The organism is Pseudarthrobacter enclensis, from assembly GCF_001457025.1.
In the GTDB taxonomy this organism is placed as follows: domain Bacteria; phylum Actinomycetota; class Actinomycetes; order Actinomycetales; family Micrococcaceae; genus Arthrobacter; species Arthrobacter enclensis.
In genome coordinates, this window is the sequence record NZ_KQ758607.1 from 122,080 (window position 1) to 139,187 (window position 17,108).

At 67.1% G+C, this 17,108-nt stretch carries 12 protein-coding genes; 7 read left to right on the forward strand and 5 right to left on the reverse strand.

Going from position 1 to position 17,108, the window contains the following annotated elements; all coding sequences use genetic code 11:
• Positions 1-3 precede the first annotated feature (3 nt).
• From AS031_RS17855 to AS031_RS17865, 3 genes are all read left to right on the forward strand, one after another.
• Positions 4-1,110 carry an adenosine deaminase gene (locus tag AS031_RS17855; protein ID WP_228379668.1) on the forward strand — a complete coding sequence of 369 codons (1,107 nt, stop codon included), beginning with the start codon at positions 4-6 and terminating at the stop codon, positions 1,108-1,110.
• A 259-nt stretch (positions 1,111-1,369) separates the two neighbouring features.
• Positions 1,370-2,296, forward strand: a complete 927-nt coding sequence (locus AS031_RS17860; protein ID WP_058269508.1) for a pullulanase X25 domain-containing protein — start codon at positions 1,370-1,372, stop codon at positions 2,294-2,296.
• 109 nt (positions 2,297-2,405) lie between these two features.
• Positions 2,406-2,738: an acylphosphatase gene (locus AS031_RS17865; protein WP_074447014.1), complete on the forward strand. Its 333-nt coding sequence runs from the start codon at positions 2,406-2,408 to the stop codon at positions 2,736-2,738.
• Between the two features lie 57 nt (positions 2,739-2,795).
• On the opposite strand, the gene AS031_RS17870 is transcribed toward AS031_RS17865, so the two are convergent.
• The 3 genes from AS031_RS17870 to AS031_RS17880 form a co-directional block, all read right to left on the reverse strand.
• Entirely contained in the window at positions 2,796-6,428 is a 3,633-nt protein-coding gene (locus tag AS031_RS17870; RefSeq protein WP_058269509.1) for a TM0106 family RecB-like putative nuclease, read from the reverse strand.
• 197 nt (positions 6,429-6,625) lie between these two features.
• Entirely contained in the window at positions 6,626-7,825 is a 1,200-nt protein-coding gene (locus AS031_RS17875) for a TerC family protein (RefSeq protein WP_058269510.1), read from the reverse strand.
• A 33-nt stretch (positions 7,826-7,858) separates the two neighbouring features.
• Entirely contained in the window at positions 7,859-9,568 is a 1,710-nt protein-coding gene (locus tag AS031_RS17880) for a RecQ family ATP-dependent DNA helicase (protein WP_058269511.1), read from the reverse strand.
• Positions 9,569-9,754: 186 nt separating this feature from the next.
• Here AS031_RS17880 and AS031_RS17885 point away from each other — a divergent pair, with 186 nt between their 5' ends.
• On the forward strand, positions 9,755-12,082 hold the full coding sequence (locus AS031_RS17885; RefSeq protein ID WP_058269512.1) for an FdhF/YdeP family oxidoreductase: 2,328 nt from the start codon (positions 9,755-9,757) through the stop codon (positions 12,080-12,082).
• 125 nt (positions 12,083-12,207) lie between these two features.
• Here the strand turns inward: AS031_RS17885 and AS031_RS17890 are convergent, their stop codons facing one another.
• Positions 12,208-12,537: a DUF6457 domain-containing protein gene (locus tag AS031_RS17890; RefSeq protein ID WP_058269513.1), complete on the reverse strand. Its 330-nt coding sequence runs from the start codon at positions 12,535-12,537 to the stop codon at positions 12,208-12,210.
• A 71-nt stretch (positions 12,538-12,608) separates the two neighbouring features.
• Positions 12,609-13,583 (reverse strand): aldo/keto reductase, encoded by a 975-nt coding sequence (locus AS031_RS17895; RefSeq protein ID WP_058269514.1) that lies wholly within the window; start codon positions 13,581-13,583, stop codon positions 12,609-12,611.
• A 333-nt stretch (positions 13,584-13,916) separates the two neighbouring features.
• Between AS031_RS17895 and fdhA the strand changes: the two genes are divergently transcribed.
• The 3 genes from fdhA to AS031_RS17910 all read left to right on the forward strand — a co-directional run bounded on the left by fdhA (position 13,917) and on the right by AS031_RS17910 (position 17,100).
• A complete protein-coding gene (gene fdhA / locus AS031_RS17900) occupies positions 13,917-15,128 on the forward strand; it encodes a formaldehyde dehydrogenase, glutathione-independent (protein WP_058269515.1) in 1,212 nt (403 codons plus the stop codon).
• A 120-nt stretch (positions 15,129-15,248) separates the two neighbouring features.
• Positions 15,249-15,602: a GNAT family N-acetyltransferase gene (locus tag AS031_RS17905; protein WP_058269516.1), complete on the forward strand. Its 354-nt coding sequence runs from the start codon at positions 15,249-15,251 to the stop codon at positions 15,600-15,602.
• Between the two features lie 136 nt (positions 15,603-15,738).
• Entirely contained in the window at positions 15,739-17,100 is a 1,362-nt protein-coding gene (locus tag AS031_RS17910; protein WP_058269561.1) for an MFS transporter, read from the forward strand.
• Positions 17,101-17,108: the final 8 nt, after the last annotated feature.

Sequence of the window (17,108 nt, forward strand, 5' to 3'; positions counted from 1 at the left end):
CGGATGGAAAACTTTGCCGGTGGCCCTGCCGCGTCCGAATCCGAAGCACCTGCGTCCGAAGCGCTCCTGGCCGAATCGCCGCAGGCCGACGCGTCATTGGAAGGGGAAGCCGTACCGGCCCGGATCCTCCCTGTGGCCGAGCTGCACCTGCACATCGAAGGAACCCTGCAGCCGGAACTCATCTTTGCGCTGGCCGAACGCAACGGCATCACCCTCCCGTACGCGGACATCGAGGAACTCCGCCGGCGCTACGAGTTCACCGACCTCCAGTCCTTCCTGGACCTGTACTACGCCAACATGGCGGTGCTGCAGACCGAAGAGGACTTCGCCGCCATGACCCACGCCTACCTGGAACGGGCGGCTGCCGCCGGCGTCCGGCATGCGGAGATCATGCTGGATCCGCAGGCCCACCTTTCCCGGGGCATCCCGCTGGAAACCTGCGTCAACGGCGTGGCGTCGGTGCTGGCCACGTCGAAGGAGGACTTCGGAATCTCCACGCTTCTCATCGCGGCGTTCCTCCGGGACCTGCCTGAAGAGTCAGCCCTCGAAGTCCTGGACGGACTCCTTGCCATGGACGCCCCGATTGGTGCCATCGGACTGGATTCCGCCGAGGTGGGCAACCCGCCGTCGAAATTTGAGCGGCTTTACGCCAAGGCCCGCGAGGCGGGCCTGCGGCTGACCGCCCATGCGGGCGAGGAGGGCCCGGCGTCGTACGTTGTGGAGGCCCTGGACATCCTGGGCGTGGAGCGGATCGACCACGGCATCCGCTGCATGGATGACCCCGACCTAGTGGAGCGGCTGGTTGCGGACCGGATTCCGCTCACCGTCTGCCCGTTGTCCAACGTGCGGCTGCGCGCGGTGGACACCCTGGCGGACCACCCCTTGCCCGCCATGCTGGCCGCGGGGCTGAACGTGTCCGTGAACTCGGACGACCCCGCCTACTTTGGCGGCTACGTGGATGACAACTTCGCCCAGCTGCAGGCGGTGTTCGAGCTTTCGGAATTCGACAAGGCGCGGCTCGCGGCCAACTCCATCCACTCGTCGTTCGCGTCCGAGGAGCGCAAGGCTGAACTGCTGGAGGAACTGAACAGCGGCGAACCCGCGCAGTAAGACCGGTCCGCCCGCGTACCGGGTGGCGTGATCACCGGCTAAACTTGGTCCCGCAGGCCGGTCAGGGCCAGCCCGGCACGCGACGCGCGCCGGCGCAACGGGGTTATGCAGCCGGCCCTACCCGAGACCGCCGCCTCAGTTGTTGTGATTTCCGCTTCATAGTCGGTCATGACACGCAGAGTTAACCAATTAAAGTCGCGCGATTTAACGGGCACTTGGCAAGATGCTCTCATCGGATCGCTCTCACACAAGGGGAATCATGGCCAAGTCCACCGCAGAAAACACCTTCCTTCGACTCAAGACCGTGCTGGATGTCCTGACCGAAGGCGTGTGGTCCGGTGATGCGCTGAATGCTGGCCAGGTCCTGGCGGAGTCCACGGCACGCGTGCCGTTCAACGATCACGAGGCAGAGCTGCTTAGCGGCGGCATTCCGCGCGGTCACAAGACCCTCACCACAGCCACTGCGAAGCTGGTCAAGGCCGGCTGGCTGGTTAAGGGCCGCTCCGGCTGGACCATCACCGAGGACGGCATGCGTGCCACAGTCGCCTTCCCGGACGCCGTGTCCTTCGCATCGGCGCTCGACGCCGGCACCCCCGTTCCTGCCGACACCCCGGTTCCCACCGCACCGGCAGGCTTTGTCCGCCCGGTCTCCGCGGCCGCAGCCACCCTTGAGGTGCCCGCCAAGGACGATGCCAAGCCGGCGAAGAAGGCCCCGGCCAGGAAGACGCCCGCCAAGAAGGCTGCCGCCGTTGTGGGCAAGGCGGCAAAGGCCATCGAGGACGCGGTGGAACCCGTGGTCAACGCCGTGAAGAAGAAGTCCCCGGCGAAGGACGGAGCCGCCCCCGCCGCCACCGAGCCGTTTGAGGGTCCGGACGTGGAGACGCACCCGCAGCCGGAGGCCGTGGCTGTGGCCGGCGACTTCAACACCATCCTCGGCGCTCCGGAAAACTGGGCACCGCAGTACGACGAAGCCCAGATGGAGTTCGACTTCCTGGACCAGCTGTGGAAGAAGAGCGCCGAACTGCCGGCTGGCTACTACACGTTCAAGATCGCCCTGAACCGGTCCTGGGCAGAAAACTACGGCGCATTCGGCGCATTCGACGGGCCCAACCACGAGCTGCACCACGCCGGCGGCACCGTCACCATCCGCTATAACCACGCAACCCGCGACATCACCATCAACTAATCGGACCGCACCCCAACTGGGTCGCGCTAACTGCCGTTTTGAGCCCTCATAACGGCCGTTGGTGCTACCCAGTTGGGGAAGGGGCTGGTTTTGAGGAGGAGGCGCACCCATGGCACACCACGCAGGACCAACGCCCGACGGCGGAACGTCGCCTGACGGAAGGTCACCGGATCAGGTCCGCCTGAGCGCGCGGGTGTTCGGTGTGGTGCAGGGCGTCGGCTTCCGGTACCGGACCATGGGGAAGGCCGGGGAACTCGGCCTCACCGGGGAAGTGCAGAACCTGGCGGACGGGTCGGTGGACCTTGTTGCCGAGGGGCCGGATGCCCGGGTGCGTCAGCTCCTGGACTGGCTGAACTCTGGCGGTGCCCCGGGGCGGGTGGAACGGGTGGAGCACTCCTTTTCCGATGCTGAGGGGACGTTCGGCGACTTCACGGCACGCTGATTCCCGCAGCCCTGAGATCACCCGGCAGCCGCGAGGTCACCCAGCTTCCGCGCAGGGTTACTCCCGCGGGCTCAGCCCGATGAAAGCCCCCAGTTCCTCCAGCCCGGCCGGTTTGTGGGGCATGTAGCTGGTGAGCTCGGGGGAGCGGATGATCACCGCGCGCCACTGCCCACGTGACACGGCAACATTGATCCGGTTCCGGTTCAGGAGGAACTCTGCCCCGCGGGGTGCCTCCGAGACGGCCGAACACGCCATGGAAACAAACACCACGGGAGCCTCCTGGCCCTGGAATTTGTCCACCGTACCCACGCGGACGTCCGGCAGGCCGGCGTCGGACAGCATCTTCCTGACCAGGTGGACCTGGGCGTTGTAGGCGGCCACCACCAGCAGGTCCTGCTGTTCCAGCGGCCGGGCCGCAGTGTCCGGCCCCGGTGTCCATTTCAGGCCCAGGTGCCGTTTCGCCTGCCGGACCACTTCCGCGGCTTCCTCGGCGGAGCTCGTGGCATGTCCGGAGTGCTCCACAAACACGGTCTCGACGCCGGGCGGCAGTTTTTCCAGCTCCCGGCCCGACGCTGCCGGGGCTGAATGGAGCTTGCCTTCGTAACTGAGCACGGACACCGCACGGCACAGCTCCGGGTGCATGCGCCAGCTGTCAGCCAAAAAGTATCCCAGGCGGGCAGGAAGGGTGGCATGCCCCGCTGCCAGCCAGCCGAGCGCCGATTCATCCACCGGTTCAGGGTGGGCGCCCTGCGTGACCTGGGGCAGTTGCTGCGGGTCACCCAGTAGGAGCAGCCGCTTTGCCGAACGGGATACGGCAAGGGTGTTGGCCAGGGAGAACTGTCCGGCTTCGTCGATGACCAAAAGGTCCAGCGAGTCTGCCGGGACCTCCTTGCCGGTCATGGTCCAGGCGGTTCCGCCCACCAGGCACCCGCCCGGTGCCTCCAGCAGTCGTGCCACGTCGCCGTCGGACGTAGCTTTCCACGGCACCGGGTGGGGTGAGCTGAGTTTCTTGGCCACCGCCGCTGGGTCCACCCCGCCGGTTTCGATGGACCGGCACAGCAGGTTTTCCACCACGTTGTGTGATTGGGCCACCACGCCCACCTTCCAGCCGTCACGGACCAGCATCCCGATTACACGGGCGCCCACGTACGTCTTGCCGGTGCCAGGAGGACCCTGGACGGCAAGGTAGGACCGGTCCAGGTCCCGCAGTGAAGCGGCGATGGCTCCGGCATAGTCGGCCCCGCCGCCTGCTCCGTGGGCCACTGGCGCGGGCCCCGGCAGGGTGTGGAAATGCGGCGGCAGCTTCCGGAGGATGTCCACGCCGGGCTGCCTGGGCAGATCCGGCACCGCCGCGCCGACAGCCCTGGCAATCTCTTTGATGGCCGCCTCGATGCTCACCGTGGCAAGCGGCTGGTCCTCCGTCAGGGCGACCGGAAGGTGCGGATAGGCTGCGACCTTTCCGCTTTCGCGCTCGGCGATGGTGATGACGGTATGGTCCGGATTGTCGGGCGCGGGCGCGATGTCACTGATCAGGGTGCCGAATCCGAATGCCCTCGCGGTGGGGGAGGCGTTGGCATCCGCCATGCCCTCCGGTGCCGGAGGGTCGTACAGCCGGCACCAGGTGGTGTCGGCACGGAAGTCAGACCCTTCGGTCATGGTGCCGCGCAGCTTCAGTACCCGGGTGCGCATGCGTTCCCGTGGCTTGGCCAGGGCCCAGTCGGTGGTTACCTCGGCAGACTCCACCACGAAGACGTTGCGCTGCCCGGACCAGTTTTCCACGGGTGCTTCAACCCGGTCGAAGTGCTGCCACCAGAACTGCTTCCGTTCGCGCCGGTGGTAGCCGGTGGCCGCGGACACCATCGCAACAGCGCGTTCGTCGTCCGTCCATGGGCGGTTGTCCGGCAAAGCGTCCAAATAGTGCCGGAGCTGCTGCTCCTCGGGGGTTTCCCCGGGAGTTTCGGCCGGGGCAGGGCTGGTCGCGCGGTCCGCAACGGCCTCCGCTTGGATACCGGCTGCCGTCGGCGCGTCCGCCGGAAGAGTTCCCGCACGTGCCGAAATCCCCAGCAGCCAGTCCCGCAGCTTCAGGGTGGACAGGCAGTCGTACCGGTTGTAGTCCGAAATGGAGGCGAGAATGGCCTCCGCCTGGTCCTCTTGCCCGGCATCCCGCGCAGCGCAATAGGCCGCGTAGGCAACCACGGAGGCGCCGGCGTCCTTCACGTCCCCGGACCGCAGGTTGTCGCCCATGTACAGCGGTTCGAGCTTCTTGATGGAGTAGGACGCCTCGGAGATGCGCAGCGAGTGTTTCACGGTGGCGTAGAGGTCCACCAGCAGGCCCTGCCGCAGCCAGTCGTCCACGATGTCCTCACCGGCCTGGTGGGCCAGCGAAAGATTACGCAAGGCCGTTTTTTCGTAGGCGGCGTAGTGGTAGACGTGCATGTCCGGATACTGCGCCCGGCGTTGCTCCACGTACTCGAGGAAGTCCAGGAACGCCTTCCGCTCACCGGAACGGGTGTGCGCCCAGAAAGGCCGGAACACAGGATCACCGGCCGCACCAGCCACCGGCGCCTCGATGACGCCGAACAGGTACTCGATGCCCCATGCCCCTGTTGCGGGGTCCTGCCAGAGCGGGTCGCCCTCGAAGTCGAAGAAGATGTCACCGGCGCTGGGCGCGGGCAGGCTGCCGATGGCGTGGTCCGGCAGGACGGTGTAGGAGACCGTGTGGGGTTCGCCGTCCTTGCTGAAGGTCCGGGACCCGGCAGGGGTATCCAGCCCCAGCTGCATCCGTGCCTGGGCGCGCAGGCGGGCTGCCGTGTTAGTCACGTCCGCGGCCGGCAGGGATGCGAGCTCGTCGATGGTGGTGACTCCGGCAGCATGGAGCTTCCGGCGCTGCACCACCGACATTCCGGCCACCATGAGGAGGTCCCGGTTCAGCTGGACCTGTTCCGCGCAGTAGTCGCACCGCCCGCAGTGGACGACGCCGGGCTGCTGCCACCTGACTGCCTCCGCGCCCCGGCGGTGTTCGGCCGTGAGCTGGCGGAAGCGCCGGCGTCGTTCGCGGAAGACGGGCAAAAGGTCCGGCAGCGAGTGGGTGCTGCGCAACCAGTCCTCACCGACGCGGGTGCCCAGGACGAGCGTGACGACAGGGGAGGGATCCAGGCCCATGCCTAGAAGCTGGTCGCCGTAGGCCGCCAGCTGAAGCAGGGCTCCCACCTTGGCGTGCCGGGCCAGCTTGGTGTCCCACACTTCGTAGCGGCCAGGCTTTCCGGTGCCGGCGGCCTCGTTGACCAGGAAATCCGCATATCCAAGGAACTCACCGTCGAAGAACGTAGCCTGGAAAACGACGTCGGCGCCGGAACGGAGGGCCAGCTCGGTTTCGGCGTGCTTTGCCTGGAGTTCCCCGCGGACGTTGTTGCCGCGTTCCAGGGAGTAGACCCCGGCGGCCCGGCCGGCATCCCACACGCCGTACTTGGCCACCAAACTGGCCAGCACCGTCTGCTCGTGGCGGTCGCCCAACTCGCCGGCACGGACCCGCATCTCGTCAGCGGGAAACTCGGCTTTGGGCGCCCGTCCCAGTTTCTCGTCCAGGATCCGGAGCGTGCGGTACTCGCACTCACTGGCGGCAACGAGATCGCTCGCGGAAAACACCAGGTCTTGTGGAGCGCCGCTGGCAGCGGATTCGAGCAGGAACACGGGGCCTCCCCATTGACAGCCGGGCCGGTGGGCGGTTGCCGCGGCCCTGTTTTACAGCTGCATCCAACGTAGCAAGAGGGGCCGACATTCCGGGCTCAGGCGAGCCCTCCAGCGCTGACCATCCCAACCAGGTAGCAGCAAGTGCCGTTATGGACCCCCAAAACGGCACTTTGCGCTACTTAGTTGGGAGGAAGGGGTCAGGCTTTCGCATCGGCGCGGACCTGGGCCTTGTCGTGTTCGGTGTGGGCCTTGCGGATGAGGTCCAGGAATTCCGTTTCGTTGCGGACCAGCCGCTTGTACTTCTCGGGGAGCTTGCGGATCTGGTCCTCCTCGCGGACCATCTTGGCGAAGAGCTTGTCCCGCTCGGCCATGTCCGTCTCGTAGTTGAGGTCCAGGTACTCCACGGCGTGCCGGCGGGCACCGGACACCGCGTTCTTGGCCTTGCCCTTGGGGCTGAACACGGAGGCCAGGATGGTGATGATCAGTACGCCCAGGATGACGCTGAGCGACAGGCCGGTGCTGACTTCCACCACGTTGACGTGCTCGCCGTCGTTGATGAACGGCAGCGTGTTCTCGTGGAGGGCATGCAGGATGAGCTTGACGCCGATGAAGCCCAGGATGACGGCCAGGCCGTAGGAGAGGAAGATCAGGCGGTCCAGCAGGCCGTCGATCAGGAAGTACAGCTGGCGCAAACCCATCAGCGAGAACGCCGTGGCGGTGAACACGATGAACACGTTCTGGGTCAGCCCGAAGATGGCCGGGATGGAGTCCAGCGCGAACAGGATGTCGGTGCCGCCGATGGCCACCATGACCAGCAGCATGGGGGTCAGGACCTTCTTGCCGTCCACCACGGTGAAGAGCTTGTCGCCGTCGTAATGCTCGGAGGCGGGGAGGAACTTCTTGGCCAGCCGGACGACGAAGCCTTCCGAATCATCCTCGTGGTCGTCCGGTTTGAGCAGGTTGCCGGCGGTGATGAGCAGGATCAGGCCGAAGATGTAGAACACCCAGGCGAAACTGTTGATCAGCGCAGCGCCCAGGAAGATGAACGCCGTCCGGGCGATCAGGGAGAACACGATGCCGAACAGCAGGACCTTCTGCTGGTCCGCGCGGGGCACCTTGAAGCTGGACATGATGATCAGGAACACGAAGAGGTTGTCCACGGACAGGGCTTTTTCCGTCACGTAGCCCGCAAAGTATTCGGTGCCCATCGTGGGCCCGCCGAACAGGAGCACGCCCAGCCCGAACAGCAGCGCGATGCCCACATAGATGGCCGACCAGATGGACGCTTCCTTGAGCGTGGGGGTGTGGGCCTTGCGGACATGGAAGAAGAAGTCGAAGGCCAGCAGCCCCACGATCCCCGCGATGGTCAACATCCAGACATAAGAGGGTACTTCCACGCGCGGGCCTTTCCTCGGAGGTGTCCCTTTACCCTAAGCGGGTTTGAGGAGTTTGTGCTCCATGACCGCCGTCCGCGACAACGTTTTATACCCCTCCTGCTCGAACAGCACGGTGATCACGTCATCCTCGTGCCGCATTACCAGCCCCTGGCCCCACTCCTTGTGGACCACGGCTGACTGCAGCGGGAACGGATCGTCAGCCCCGGCACCCTGGGAAGCACCGCCGTCGTACTTCTTTCCGCCTGCGCCGGCGTGCTTCCCGCTGCCCAGAGCCTGGCCTTCGCCCCGGCGGCCCGCCTCGGCGCAACCGTCGCAGTTGTTGCAGGGTTCGGGCAGGTCCTCGCCGAAGTAGCTGAGCAGGAACTGCCGCCGGCACCCGTCCGTTTCAGCGTAGGCGCGCATCATGGTGAGGCGGGACTGCTCCACGCGCTGCCGGGCTTCACCGAGCTCGACGGCGGCAGCCACCAGGGCGGAAAGCTTCGCCTTCGAGGCCAGTCGGACGCCGCGTTTGCCGATGGTGACGGACCCGGCTTCCTCCAGCTGGTTCACCAGGTTGGTGATGCGGCGTGGCTTGAAACCCGTCAGCTCCGCCAGGGAGGACTTGGGCGTGGCGGCGTGTGCGGCCTTGAGGACCTTCAGCACGGCCATGAGTGACTCGGGATCCGGTGTGTTGGTGCTGAAGAACTTGCGCAGCCCCAGGTCCTCGGACCGGTAATGCAGGATGGCGGCGGCAGGCTTCCCGTCGCGGCCGGCACGGCCAATCTCCTGGTAGTAGGCGTCCAGGGACTCCGGGATGTCGGCGTGCACCACGAAGCGGACGGTGGGCTTGTCGATGCCCATCCCGAAGGCGGTGGTGGCCACCACCACGTCCAGGTCATCCCCTTGGAACTGCTCGTGGATGCGTTCCCGCTCGGCGGCGGCCAGGCCAGCGTGGTAAGCCTCTGACCGCAGGCCCTCTTCGGCGAGCTTGGCAGCGTACTTCTCCGTGTCCTTGCGGGTGGCGGCGTACACCAGCCCCTGCCCGTCACGGGCCAGCCCGGCCACCTGCCGCAGGACTCCCTTGCGCTTGTCCTTGTCCTCGTGGTGCCGGACCACGTCCAGGCTGATGTTCGGCCGGTCGAAGCCGTGGACCAGGACCAGCGGGTCCTTCATGCCCAGCCGTTCCACGATTTCGTCGCGCACCGGCGGTGATGCGGTGGCGGTGAGGGCCGCCACGGGCGGGTTGCCCAGCTGCTCCCGGACCGTGCCCAGGCCCAGGTAGTCGGGCCGGAAGTCGTGGCCCCATGACGAAACGCAGTGCGCCTCATCCACCACGAACAGCGCGACGTCCAGGGCAGCAAGCCGCTGCACCGTCCGTTCCTTGGCCAGCTGCTCCGGCGCAAGGTAGAGGAACGTCGCCTGGCCGGATTCCGCTGCCTTCCACGCGGCTTCCACCTCGGCGTCGGTGTGGGAGGAATTGATGGCGACGGCGGCTTCCGGGCCGAGCGCGTCACGCAGCCCGTCCAGCTGGTCTTCCTGCAGGGCGATCAGCGGCGAGACCACCACGGCGGGCCGCCCCGAGTTGCGGTGCAGGTGCAGCGCCGCCACCTGGTAGATGGCCGACTTGCCGTAACCGGTGGGCATGACGGCCAGGACATCGCGGCCGGCGGCAAGCGCCGACATCCCGGCGAGCTGGCCGTCACGAAGGTCCGGCAGGGAAAAGGAAGATGCCGCGAGCGCGGCAAGCGTGGTGTCATCCGGCATGATGGGGCCTCCGCCTTGAGGTTCAGGCCGCTTGCTTCAGCCGTACGCTCCACCCTATCGCCCCACCCCGGGCCGCCGGGGCCGGTCCCCTTGACTTCCGCGGATGGCTGAACAACTGTGGACAATGCGGTGACGCCGAAGCAGCCGGCGCCGACCGTACCGGCAACGACGCAAGGAGGCCGCATCGTGGTGCGCCAGAATCCCAAGGTTGAAGAGCCCGACGAATCCGAACTTGAAGTCAGCGGACACCCCAAGACGTGGGCCGCCGGCGTCCCGGGGGTGTACCACTCCATGAAGCCCGCCCTCGAACACATGGGCGTGGAACGGTCGAGGAAGACCCTGCTGGCCCTGAATCAGAAGGACGGCTTCGACTGCATGAGCTGTGCCTGGCCGGACCCGGGGCACCGCAAGACGTTCGAATTCTGCGAGAACGGCGCCAAGGCGGTTACCTGGGAGGCAACCCCCGTGGTCATCGGCAGCAGCTTCTGGGCAGAACACCCCGTCAGTGAGCTGCGGCAGCGGTCCGAATACTGGCTGGGAATGCAGGGCCGGCTCACCGAACCGGTGTACAAACCGGCCGGGGAGGACCACTACCGGCCGGTCAGCTGGGAGCAGGCGTTCAGTATCGTGGGGGACAAGCTGAAGTCGCTGCCGGATCCCAACCAGGCCACCTTCTACACCAGCGGCCGCACCTCCAACGAGGCCGCGTTCCTGTACCAGCTGTTCATCCGCGCCTACGGAACGAACAACCTGCCGGACTGTTCCAACATGTGCCACGAGTCCTCCGGCTGGGGCATGGGCCAGACCATCGGCGTAGGCAAGGCCACGGTGGCCTACAACGACTTCGAAAAAGCGGACCTGATCATCATCATGGGCCAGAACCCCGGCACCAACCATCCGCGGATGCTCACCGCGCTGGAGGAGGCCAAGGAAGCCGGCGCGAAGATCGTGGCCGTCAACCCGCTGCCCGAGGCCGGTCTGATGCGGTACAAGAACCCGCAGAAGGTCAAGGGCATCATCGGCCACGGCACGGACCTGGCGGACCAGTTCCTGCAGGTGCGGATCGGCGGGGACATGGCGCTGCTGCAGGCCGTCTCCAAGCGGGTCCTCGACGCCGAGGCAGCCAACCCGGGCCACGTCCTGGACCACGCCTTCCTCGAGGAACACTGCGAAGGGCTTGAGGAACTGCGGGCACACCTCTCGGACCTCGATGAAGGCGCCGTCCTGGCCGCCACCGGACTGCGCAGCGCGGAGATCGACGAACTCGCGGCGCGGTACATCGCGGCGGACCGGGTGATCATCACCTGGGCCATGGGCATCACGCAGCAGAAGAAGGGCGTGGCCACCATCAAGGAGATCATCAACCTGCTGCTGCTGCGCGGCAACATCGGCAAGCCCGGCGCGGGCGCTTCCCCCATACGTGGCCACAGCAACGTGCAGGGGGACCGGACCATGGGCATCTGGGAGCAGATGCCGCCGGCATTCCTGGACGCGCTGGGCCAGGAGTTCTCGTTCGAGCCGCCGCGGGAGCACGGCCTGGACGCGGTACAGACGGTGCGCGGGATGCGCGACGGCGGGGTCAAGGTGTTCGTGGGCCTGGGCGGCAACTTCGTGGGCGCCATTTCAGACACGGCTGTGGCCGAGGAAGCAATGGAGAACACGGAACTCTCGGTCCAGATCTCCACCAAGCTCAACCACTCCCACGCTGTCACCGGCGCGGAGGCGTTGATCCTGCCCACCATGGGTCGGACCGAAATCGACCGGCAGGAAAGCGGGCCGCAGTTCGTTTCCGTGGAGGACACCGTCTGCGCGGTCCACGCCTCCCACGGCACCGTTGAACCCGTGGCGCCCGGCCTTCTGTCAGAGGTGGCGATCATCTGCCGGCTCGCCGCGGCCGTGGTGGGGGACAGGACGTCCGCTGACTGGGCCGGGTTCGAGAAGAACTACGACCTCATCCGGGACCACATCTCACACGTGGTCAACGGCTGCGAGGACTACAACCGCAAGGTACGGCAGGATGGCGGCTTCGTGCTGCCCAACGGCCCGCGGGACTCCCGCACGTTCAACACCCCCACCGGCAAGGCCATGCTCACCGTCAACGAACTGGAGCACGTGGAGCGCCCGGCGGGCACCCTGATCCTGCAGAGCATGCGCTCGCACGACCAGTTCAACACCACCATCTACGGCAACAACGACCGCTACCGCGGTATCAGGAAGGGCCGTGAAGTGGTGTTCGTGAGCCCTGCGGACCTCGCCGAGCTGGGCTTGGAGGACGGCCAGCGGGTGGACATCCACGGCGTCTACCCGGACAACGCGGAGCGGGTGCTGCGCAACTACCGCATTGTCTCCTACCCGTCGGCCAGGGGATGCGCCGCCGCCTACTACCCGGAAGCGAACGTCCTCGTGCCGCTGGACAGCGTGGCGGAGGGCAGCCAAACCCCGGCGTCCAAGGCGGTCATCGTCCGCCTCGAACCGGTGGCGGTGCTGGAGGATGAACCGACGGCCTGGGGCTGACGGGGCCGGGCACCGGGAGCAACGCGGCCCTGGCCCGCACAACCGGCCCTGGCCCGCACAACCGGTGGGGGCCAACACCGGTTGAGCGGGCCAGGGCCGCTTTTGTGCCTCCGGGGCCTGTTCGCCTATTGCGCGGTGTCGGCCCAGCCGCGGCTGGCCGGGCCGCCGTCGTGCCCGTCCTCGCACAGCTGGAAGGCCACCTGAGCCGCCTTCTCGACGGCGGCTGCCGCGGACTCCCGGGACCCGGCCGTGCCGGTGCGGGCGTCCAGGCCGGCCGCATAGCCCACCATGAAGGTAGTGACCGGCGCGGCGGCGTGGATGACCGAGTCCGCGGATTTCCTGGCCAAGTCCAGGAGCAGTTCCTGGTCCACCTTCAGGTCCAGGATCTGCAGGGCCTGGGCCAGCCGGTTGCTCCACTGGTCCAGTATCTGTGCTTCGTCGTCGTTGACTGCCATGGTTCTCCTTGCGCTCTCAAGGCCCGGCGGGCCGGTGGGATGGGGTTGGCCGGAAGGTTCCGGTGGGGGGATCAGGTGTCGATGGTGGACATGTTAGGGTACCGGGCGCCCGCTGTGGACCCCGCCGGTGCCAGCCGGTCCAGCAGTTCCAAGTCCCCCGGGCTGAGTTCCACGTCCACGGCGCCCAGGTTCTCGCGCAGCCTTTCGCGTTTCTTGGTGCCGGGGATCGGCACGATGTGGTCCCCCTGGGCGAGCAGCCAGGCCAGGGCCAGCTGGCCTGGTGTACACCCCTTGCCGGTGGCGAGCTCCCGGACGCGGTCAACCAGCTCAAGGTTCCGGGTGAAGTTTTCGCCCTGGAACCGGGGGGAGTGCCGCCGAAAATCGTCCTCGGCGAAGTCGTCCTCGCTGCGGATCTGCCCGGTCAGGAAGCCACGGCCCAGGGGGCTGTAAGGCACGAAACCGATGCCAAGCTCCGCGAGCACGGGGAACACCTTGGTCTCGGGTTCGCGCTCCCACAGCGAATACTCAGTCTGAAGCGCGGTGATGGGGTGCACGGCGTGGGCCCGCCGGATGGTTTCCGCGGACGCTTCGGACAGGCCCAGATGGCGGACCTTCCCGGCCTGGACGAGTTCTGCCATGGCGCCCACGGTGTCCTCGATGGGCACGTTCTTGTCCACCCGGTGCTGGTAGTACAGGTCGATGTGGTCCACGCCCAGCCGCGCCAGGCTGGCGTCGCAGGCACGGCGCACGTAGTCCGGGTGGCCGTTGATGCCAACCCAGGAGCCGTCCTCCCGGCGTTCGTTGACGAACTTGGTGGCCACCACCACCCCGTCGCGGCGCCCCGCGATGGCCCGGCCCACCAGTTGCTCATTGGTGAAGGGGCCGTACATGTCAGCGGTGTCCAGCAGGGTGCCGCCGGAGTCGAGGAACTCGTGGATCGTGGCAACGGATTCCTGCTCATCACCTTGGCCGTAGAACTCGCTCATGCCCATGCAGCCCAGGCCCAGGGCGGAGACGTCCAGTTGTCCGATGGCACGGGTCTTCATGTGGTCCTCCTTGACGGTGGAACTGGCGGTGCACCGCCGGTCCCGGCATGTGCAAAAGCCCTTGGTTGCAGCGTACGCCACCCGTGCAAGGTCCCCCGGAGCCCGCCATTCCAAACAAGGGGGCACCACCCCTAGACCAGTTCTACCGGCCTGCCTAGACTGGGCGGACCCCCACCGAAGGAACCCGCAGCGCCTGACTTCCCGGCCGTCCCTGCAGGGGCAGCGCGGCCCGGGAACGCGAAGTGTCCAGGCAGGTTCCCCGCCCTCGGGGGATGCATCACACATCCAACCATCACGGCCCGCCCGACCGGCGGCCTGACAACAGGAGAACAGATGACAGGGAACAAAGCCGTTGCCTACAAGGAACCCGGCAAGGTTGAGGTAATCAATGTTGACTACCCCACCTTTGAACTGAAGGACGGACCGGGCGTCAACCCGGCCAACGTGGGGCGCCCGGTCAACCACGGGGTGATCCTGAAAACCGTGGCCACCAACATCTGCGGCTCGGACCAGCACATGGTGCGCGGCCGCACCACAGCCCCGCCGGACCTGGTGCTGGGCCACGAAATCACCGGTGAAGTGGTGGAAGTGGGCCGGGACGTCGAATTCATCAAGGTGGGGGACATCTGTTCCGTTCCGTTCAACATCGCCTGCGGCCGGTGCCGTAACTGCAAGGAACGGAAGACGGGCATCTGCCTGAACGTGAACCCGGACCGCCCCGGCAGCGCCTACGGCTACGTGGACATGGGCGGCTGGGTAGGCGGCCAGGCCAACTACGTGCTGGTCCCGTACGCCGACTGGAACCTTCTGAAGTTCCCGGACAAGGACCAGGCCCTGGCCAAGATGATGGACCTGACCATGCTCTCGGACATCTTCCCCACCGGGTTCCACGGCGCCGTGACAGCGGGCGTCGGCGTCGGCTCCACGGTCTACGTGGCGGGCGCCGGTCCCGTGGGCCTGGCAGCGGCCACCAGCGCACACCTGCTGGGCGCCGCCGTCGTGATTGTGGGCGACATGAACGCCGACCGCCTGGCCCAGGCCCGCACGTTCGGCTGTGAGACCGTGGACCTGACCAAGGGCGGCCCGGCGGAACAGATCGAACAGATCCTGGGCGTCCCGGAGGTCGACTGCGGCGTGGACGCCGTGGGCTTTGAAGCACGCGGCCACGGGCAGGGCGCGTCCGAGGCTCCGGCCACCGTGCTGAACTCCCTGATGGAGATCACCGCGGCCGGCGGCGCCTTGGGCATCCCGGGCCTGTACGTCACCGGTGATCCGGGCGGCATCGACGAGGCCGCCAAGAAGGGCGCACTGAGCCTGAGCCTGGGCACGGGCTGGGCCAAGTCCCTTTCCTTCACCACGGGCCAGTGCCCGGTAATGAAGTACAACCGGCAACTGATGATGGCCATCCTCAACGACAAGGTGAGCATCGCCAAGAACGTCAACGCCAAGGCCATATCGCTGGAGGACGCACCCAAGGGCTACGCCGAGTTTGACGCCGGCGCCGCCACCAAGTACGTCCTGAACCCCAACGGCTACCTGAGCTAGGAAGGAGTCTCCGACGGCGGGCTGCCGGCTTGCGGGCCGGCAGCCCGCCGCGCGGAAATAAGGCCTGGCGGATGCGGGTTACGCTGTCACTGGCTTTGAACTGCAACGAAGGAGACACCCTTGACCGACATCACCGTCCGCCACAACGCCGACCGCGAACGCTTCGAAATCCTGGACGCCGGACGGGTCATCGGCAAGGCGGTCTACAAGGCGTACGACGGCGGCGCGTCACCGCAGCGGATTTTCTACCACACGGTGATCAACGAGGAATACGGGGGACAGGGCCTCGCCGGCCAGCTGGCCACGGTGGCGCTGGATGCCACCGTGGCCGATGATATCGCCATCGTCCCGGTGTGCCCGTTCATCAAGAAGTTCATCGGCAAGCACCCCGAGTACGCCGCCAACACCGTAGCGGTCACCCCGGCGCACCTGGAGTTCCTGGACGACGCCCTTTCCGCCCGCACCCGCGGCTGATCCCGCGCCACGGTTTCGACGCAGGAAACGGGTTTCCGACGCGCATAACCGCCTGCGCACCGCAGATCCAGGGTGCGCCGGCGAACAGGCGGGTCGAAAGTCGTGCGGGGACGTGCCGGTGCACCAGACTGTTACCGTGAGCAACAACCCGCGGACCACCCTTGCCGTCGCCGGCCTCAGCCTGGGCACGGCACTGAACCCCCTCAACTCCTCGATGATCGCAGTGGCCCTGGTGGTGCTGCGCGCAGACTTCGAGCTGGACGTCGCCGCCGTAACCTGGGTGGTGACGTCCTTCTACCTCGCATCCGCGGCGGGGCAGCCGGTGATGGGACGCCTGGCGGACCGGTTCGGCCCGCGCCGGATGTTCATGCTGGGGATGGCCCTGGTGGCGCTGACCTGTGCGTTGGCTCCGCTGGCGCCCAACTTTGCCCTGCTCTGCGTGGCCCGCGCCGTCATGGCGCTCGGCACCGCCACCGCCTACCCCAGCGCCGTGGTCATGGTGGGGGCCATCGCGCAGCGGGCGCAGGTGGAGTCGGCGCGTCCGCTGGGCCGGCTGCAGATGGCCAACACCTCCGCGGCGGCGGTCGGGCCCGTCGTCGGCGGCCTGCTGGTGAGCTTCGTGGGCTGGGAGGCGCTGTTCCTGGTTAACGTACCGCTCGCCGTCGCGGCCCTGCTGATGGTCCGGAAGGCGGCGCCGCGGGACGAGGCACGGGAACACGGCAGCGTGGCCGGGCTGGTGCGTGACTCGGACATCCCCGGAATCCTGGCCTTCGTCTCATCGCTGCTGCTGGTGATGATGGCCGCCCTGAACGTGGCGCAGGGCTACCGCTGGTGGATGCTGGCCGCCGGCACCGTGATCGCAGCCCTGTTCGCGTGGCGGGAACTGCGGTTTGACCGGCCGTTCCTCAACCTGCGGCTGCTGGGACGGAACCGGCCGCTGCTGCTGATCTACCTGTCCTTCGCCGTGTTCAGCAGTGTCTACTACTTCGTGTTCTTCGGCCTGCCGCAGCTGCTGCAGGAGGGCGGCGGCTATGATCCCGGCGTGGTGGGCCTGCTGATGCTGCCGCTGGCCGCCATGTCCGTGCTGGCCACGCCGTGGGCCGTTAAAGCGATGGGAAGGTTCGGCGTGCGGCGGGTGCTCCTGGCTGGTGTGCTGCTCCTGACCATGGTGGCTGCCCTGATGTGGCTGCTGACCGGCAGCCTGGTCATCCCGCTGGTGGCGGTGCTGTCCGCGTTGATGGGCGTTCCGTACGGCACGGTCAGCATCGCCACCAACCAGGGCATGTTCGTGTCCACCCGCCCGCAGGACCGCGGGGTGGCTGCCGGCATCTACCAGACCTGCCGCTACGTCGGCGCCATCACCGCCACCGTGATGATCGGGGTGTTCGCCGCCGGCGGGGTGCACCAGGACAGCTGGGCAAGGATGGTGCTTGCCATGCTGGTGCTGTGCGCCGTCACCTTCGGCGTGAGCCTGTTCTGGCGCCAGCGGACGGAATAGCCTGTCCT

What these genes read in the sequence shown, in the direction of transcription:
- AS031_RS17860 (WP_058269508.1), top strand. Translation starts at nt 1,370, where the DNA reads ATGGCCAAGTCCACCGCAGAAAACACCTTCCTTCGACTCAAGACCGTG.
- AS031_RS17865 (WP_074447014.1), top strand. Translation starts at nt 2,406, where the DNA reads ATGGCACACCACGCAGGACCAACGCCCGACGGCGGAACGTCGCCTGAC.
- fdhA (WP_058269515.1), top strand. Translation starts at nt 13,917, where the DNA reads ATGACAGGGAACAAAGCCGTTGCCTACAAGGAACCCGGCAAGGTTGAG.
- AS031_RS17895 (WP_058269514.1), bottom strand. Translation starts at nt 13,583, where the DNA reads ATGAAGACCCGTGCCATCGGACAACTGGACGTCTCCGCCCTGGGCCTG.
- AS031_RS17855 (WP_228379668.1), top strand. Translation starts at nt 4, where the DNA reads ATGGAAAACTTTGCCGGTGGCCCTGCCGCGTCCGAATCCGAAGCACCT.
- AS031_RS17890 (WP_058269513.1), bottom strand. Translation starts at nt 12,537, where the DNA reads ATGGCAGTCAACGACGACGAAGCACAGATACTGGACCAGTGGAGCAAC.
- AS031_RS17880 (WP_058269511.1), bottom strand. Translation starts at nt 9,568, where the DNA reads ATGCCGGATGACACCACGCTTGCCGCGCTCGCGGCATCTTCCTTTTCC.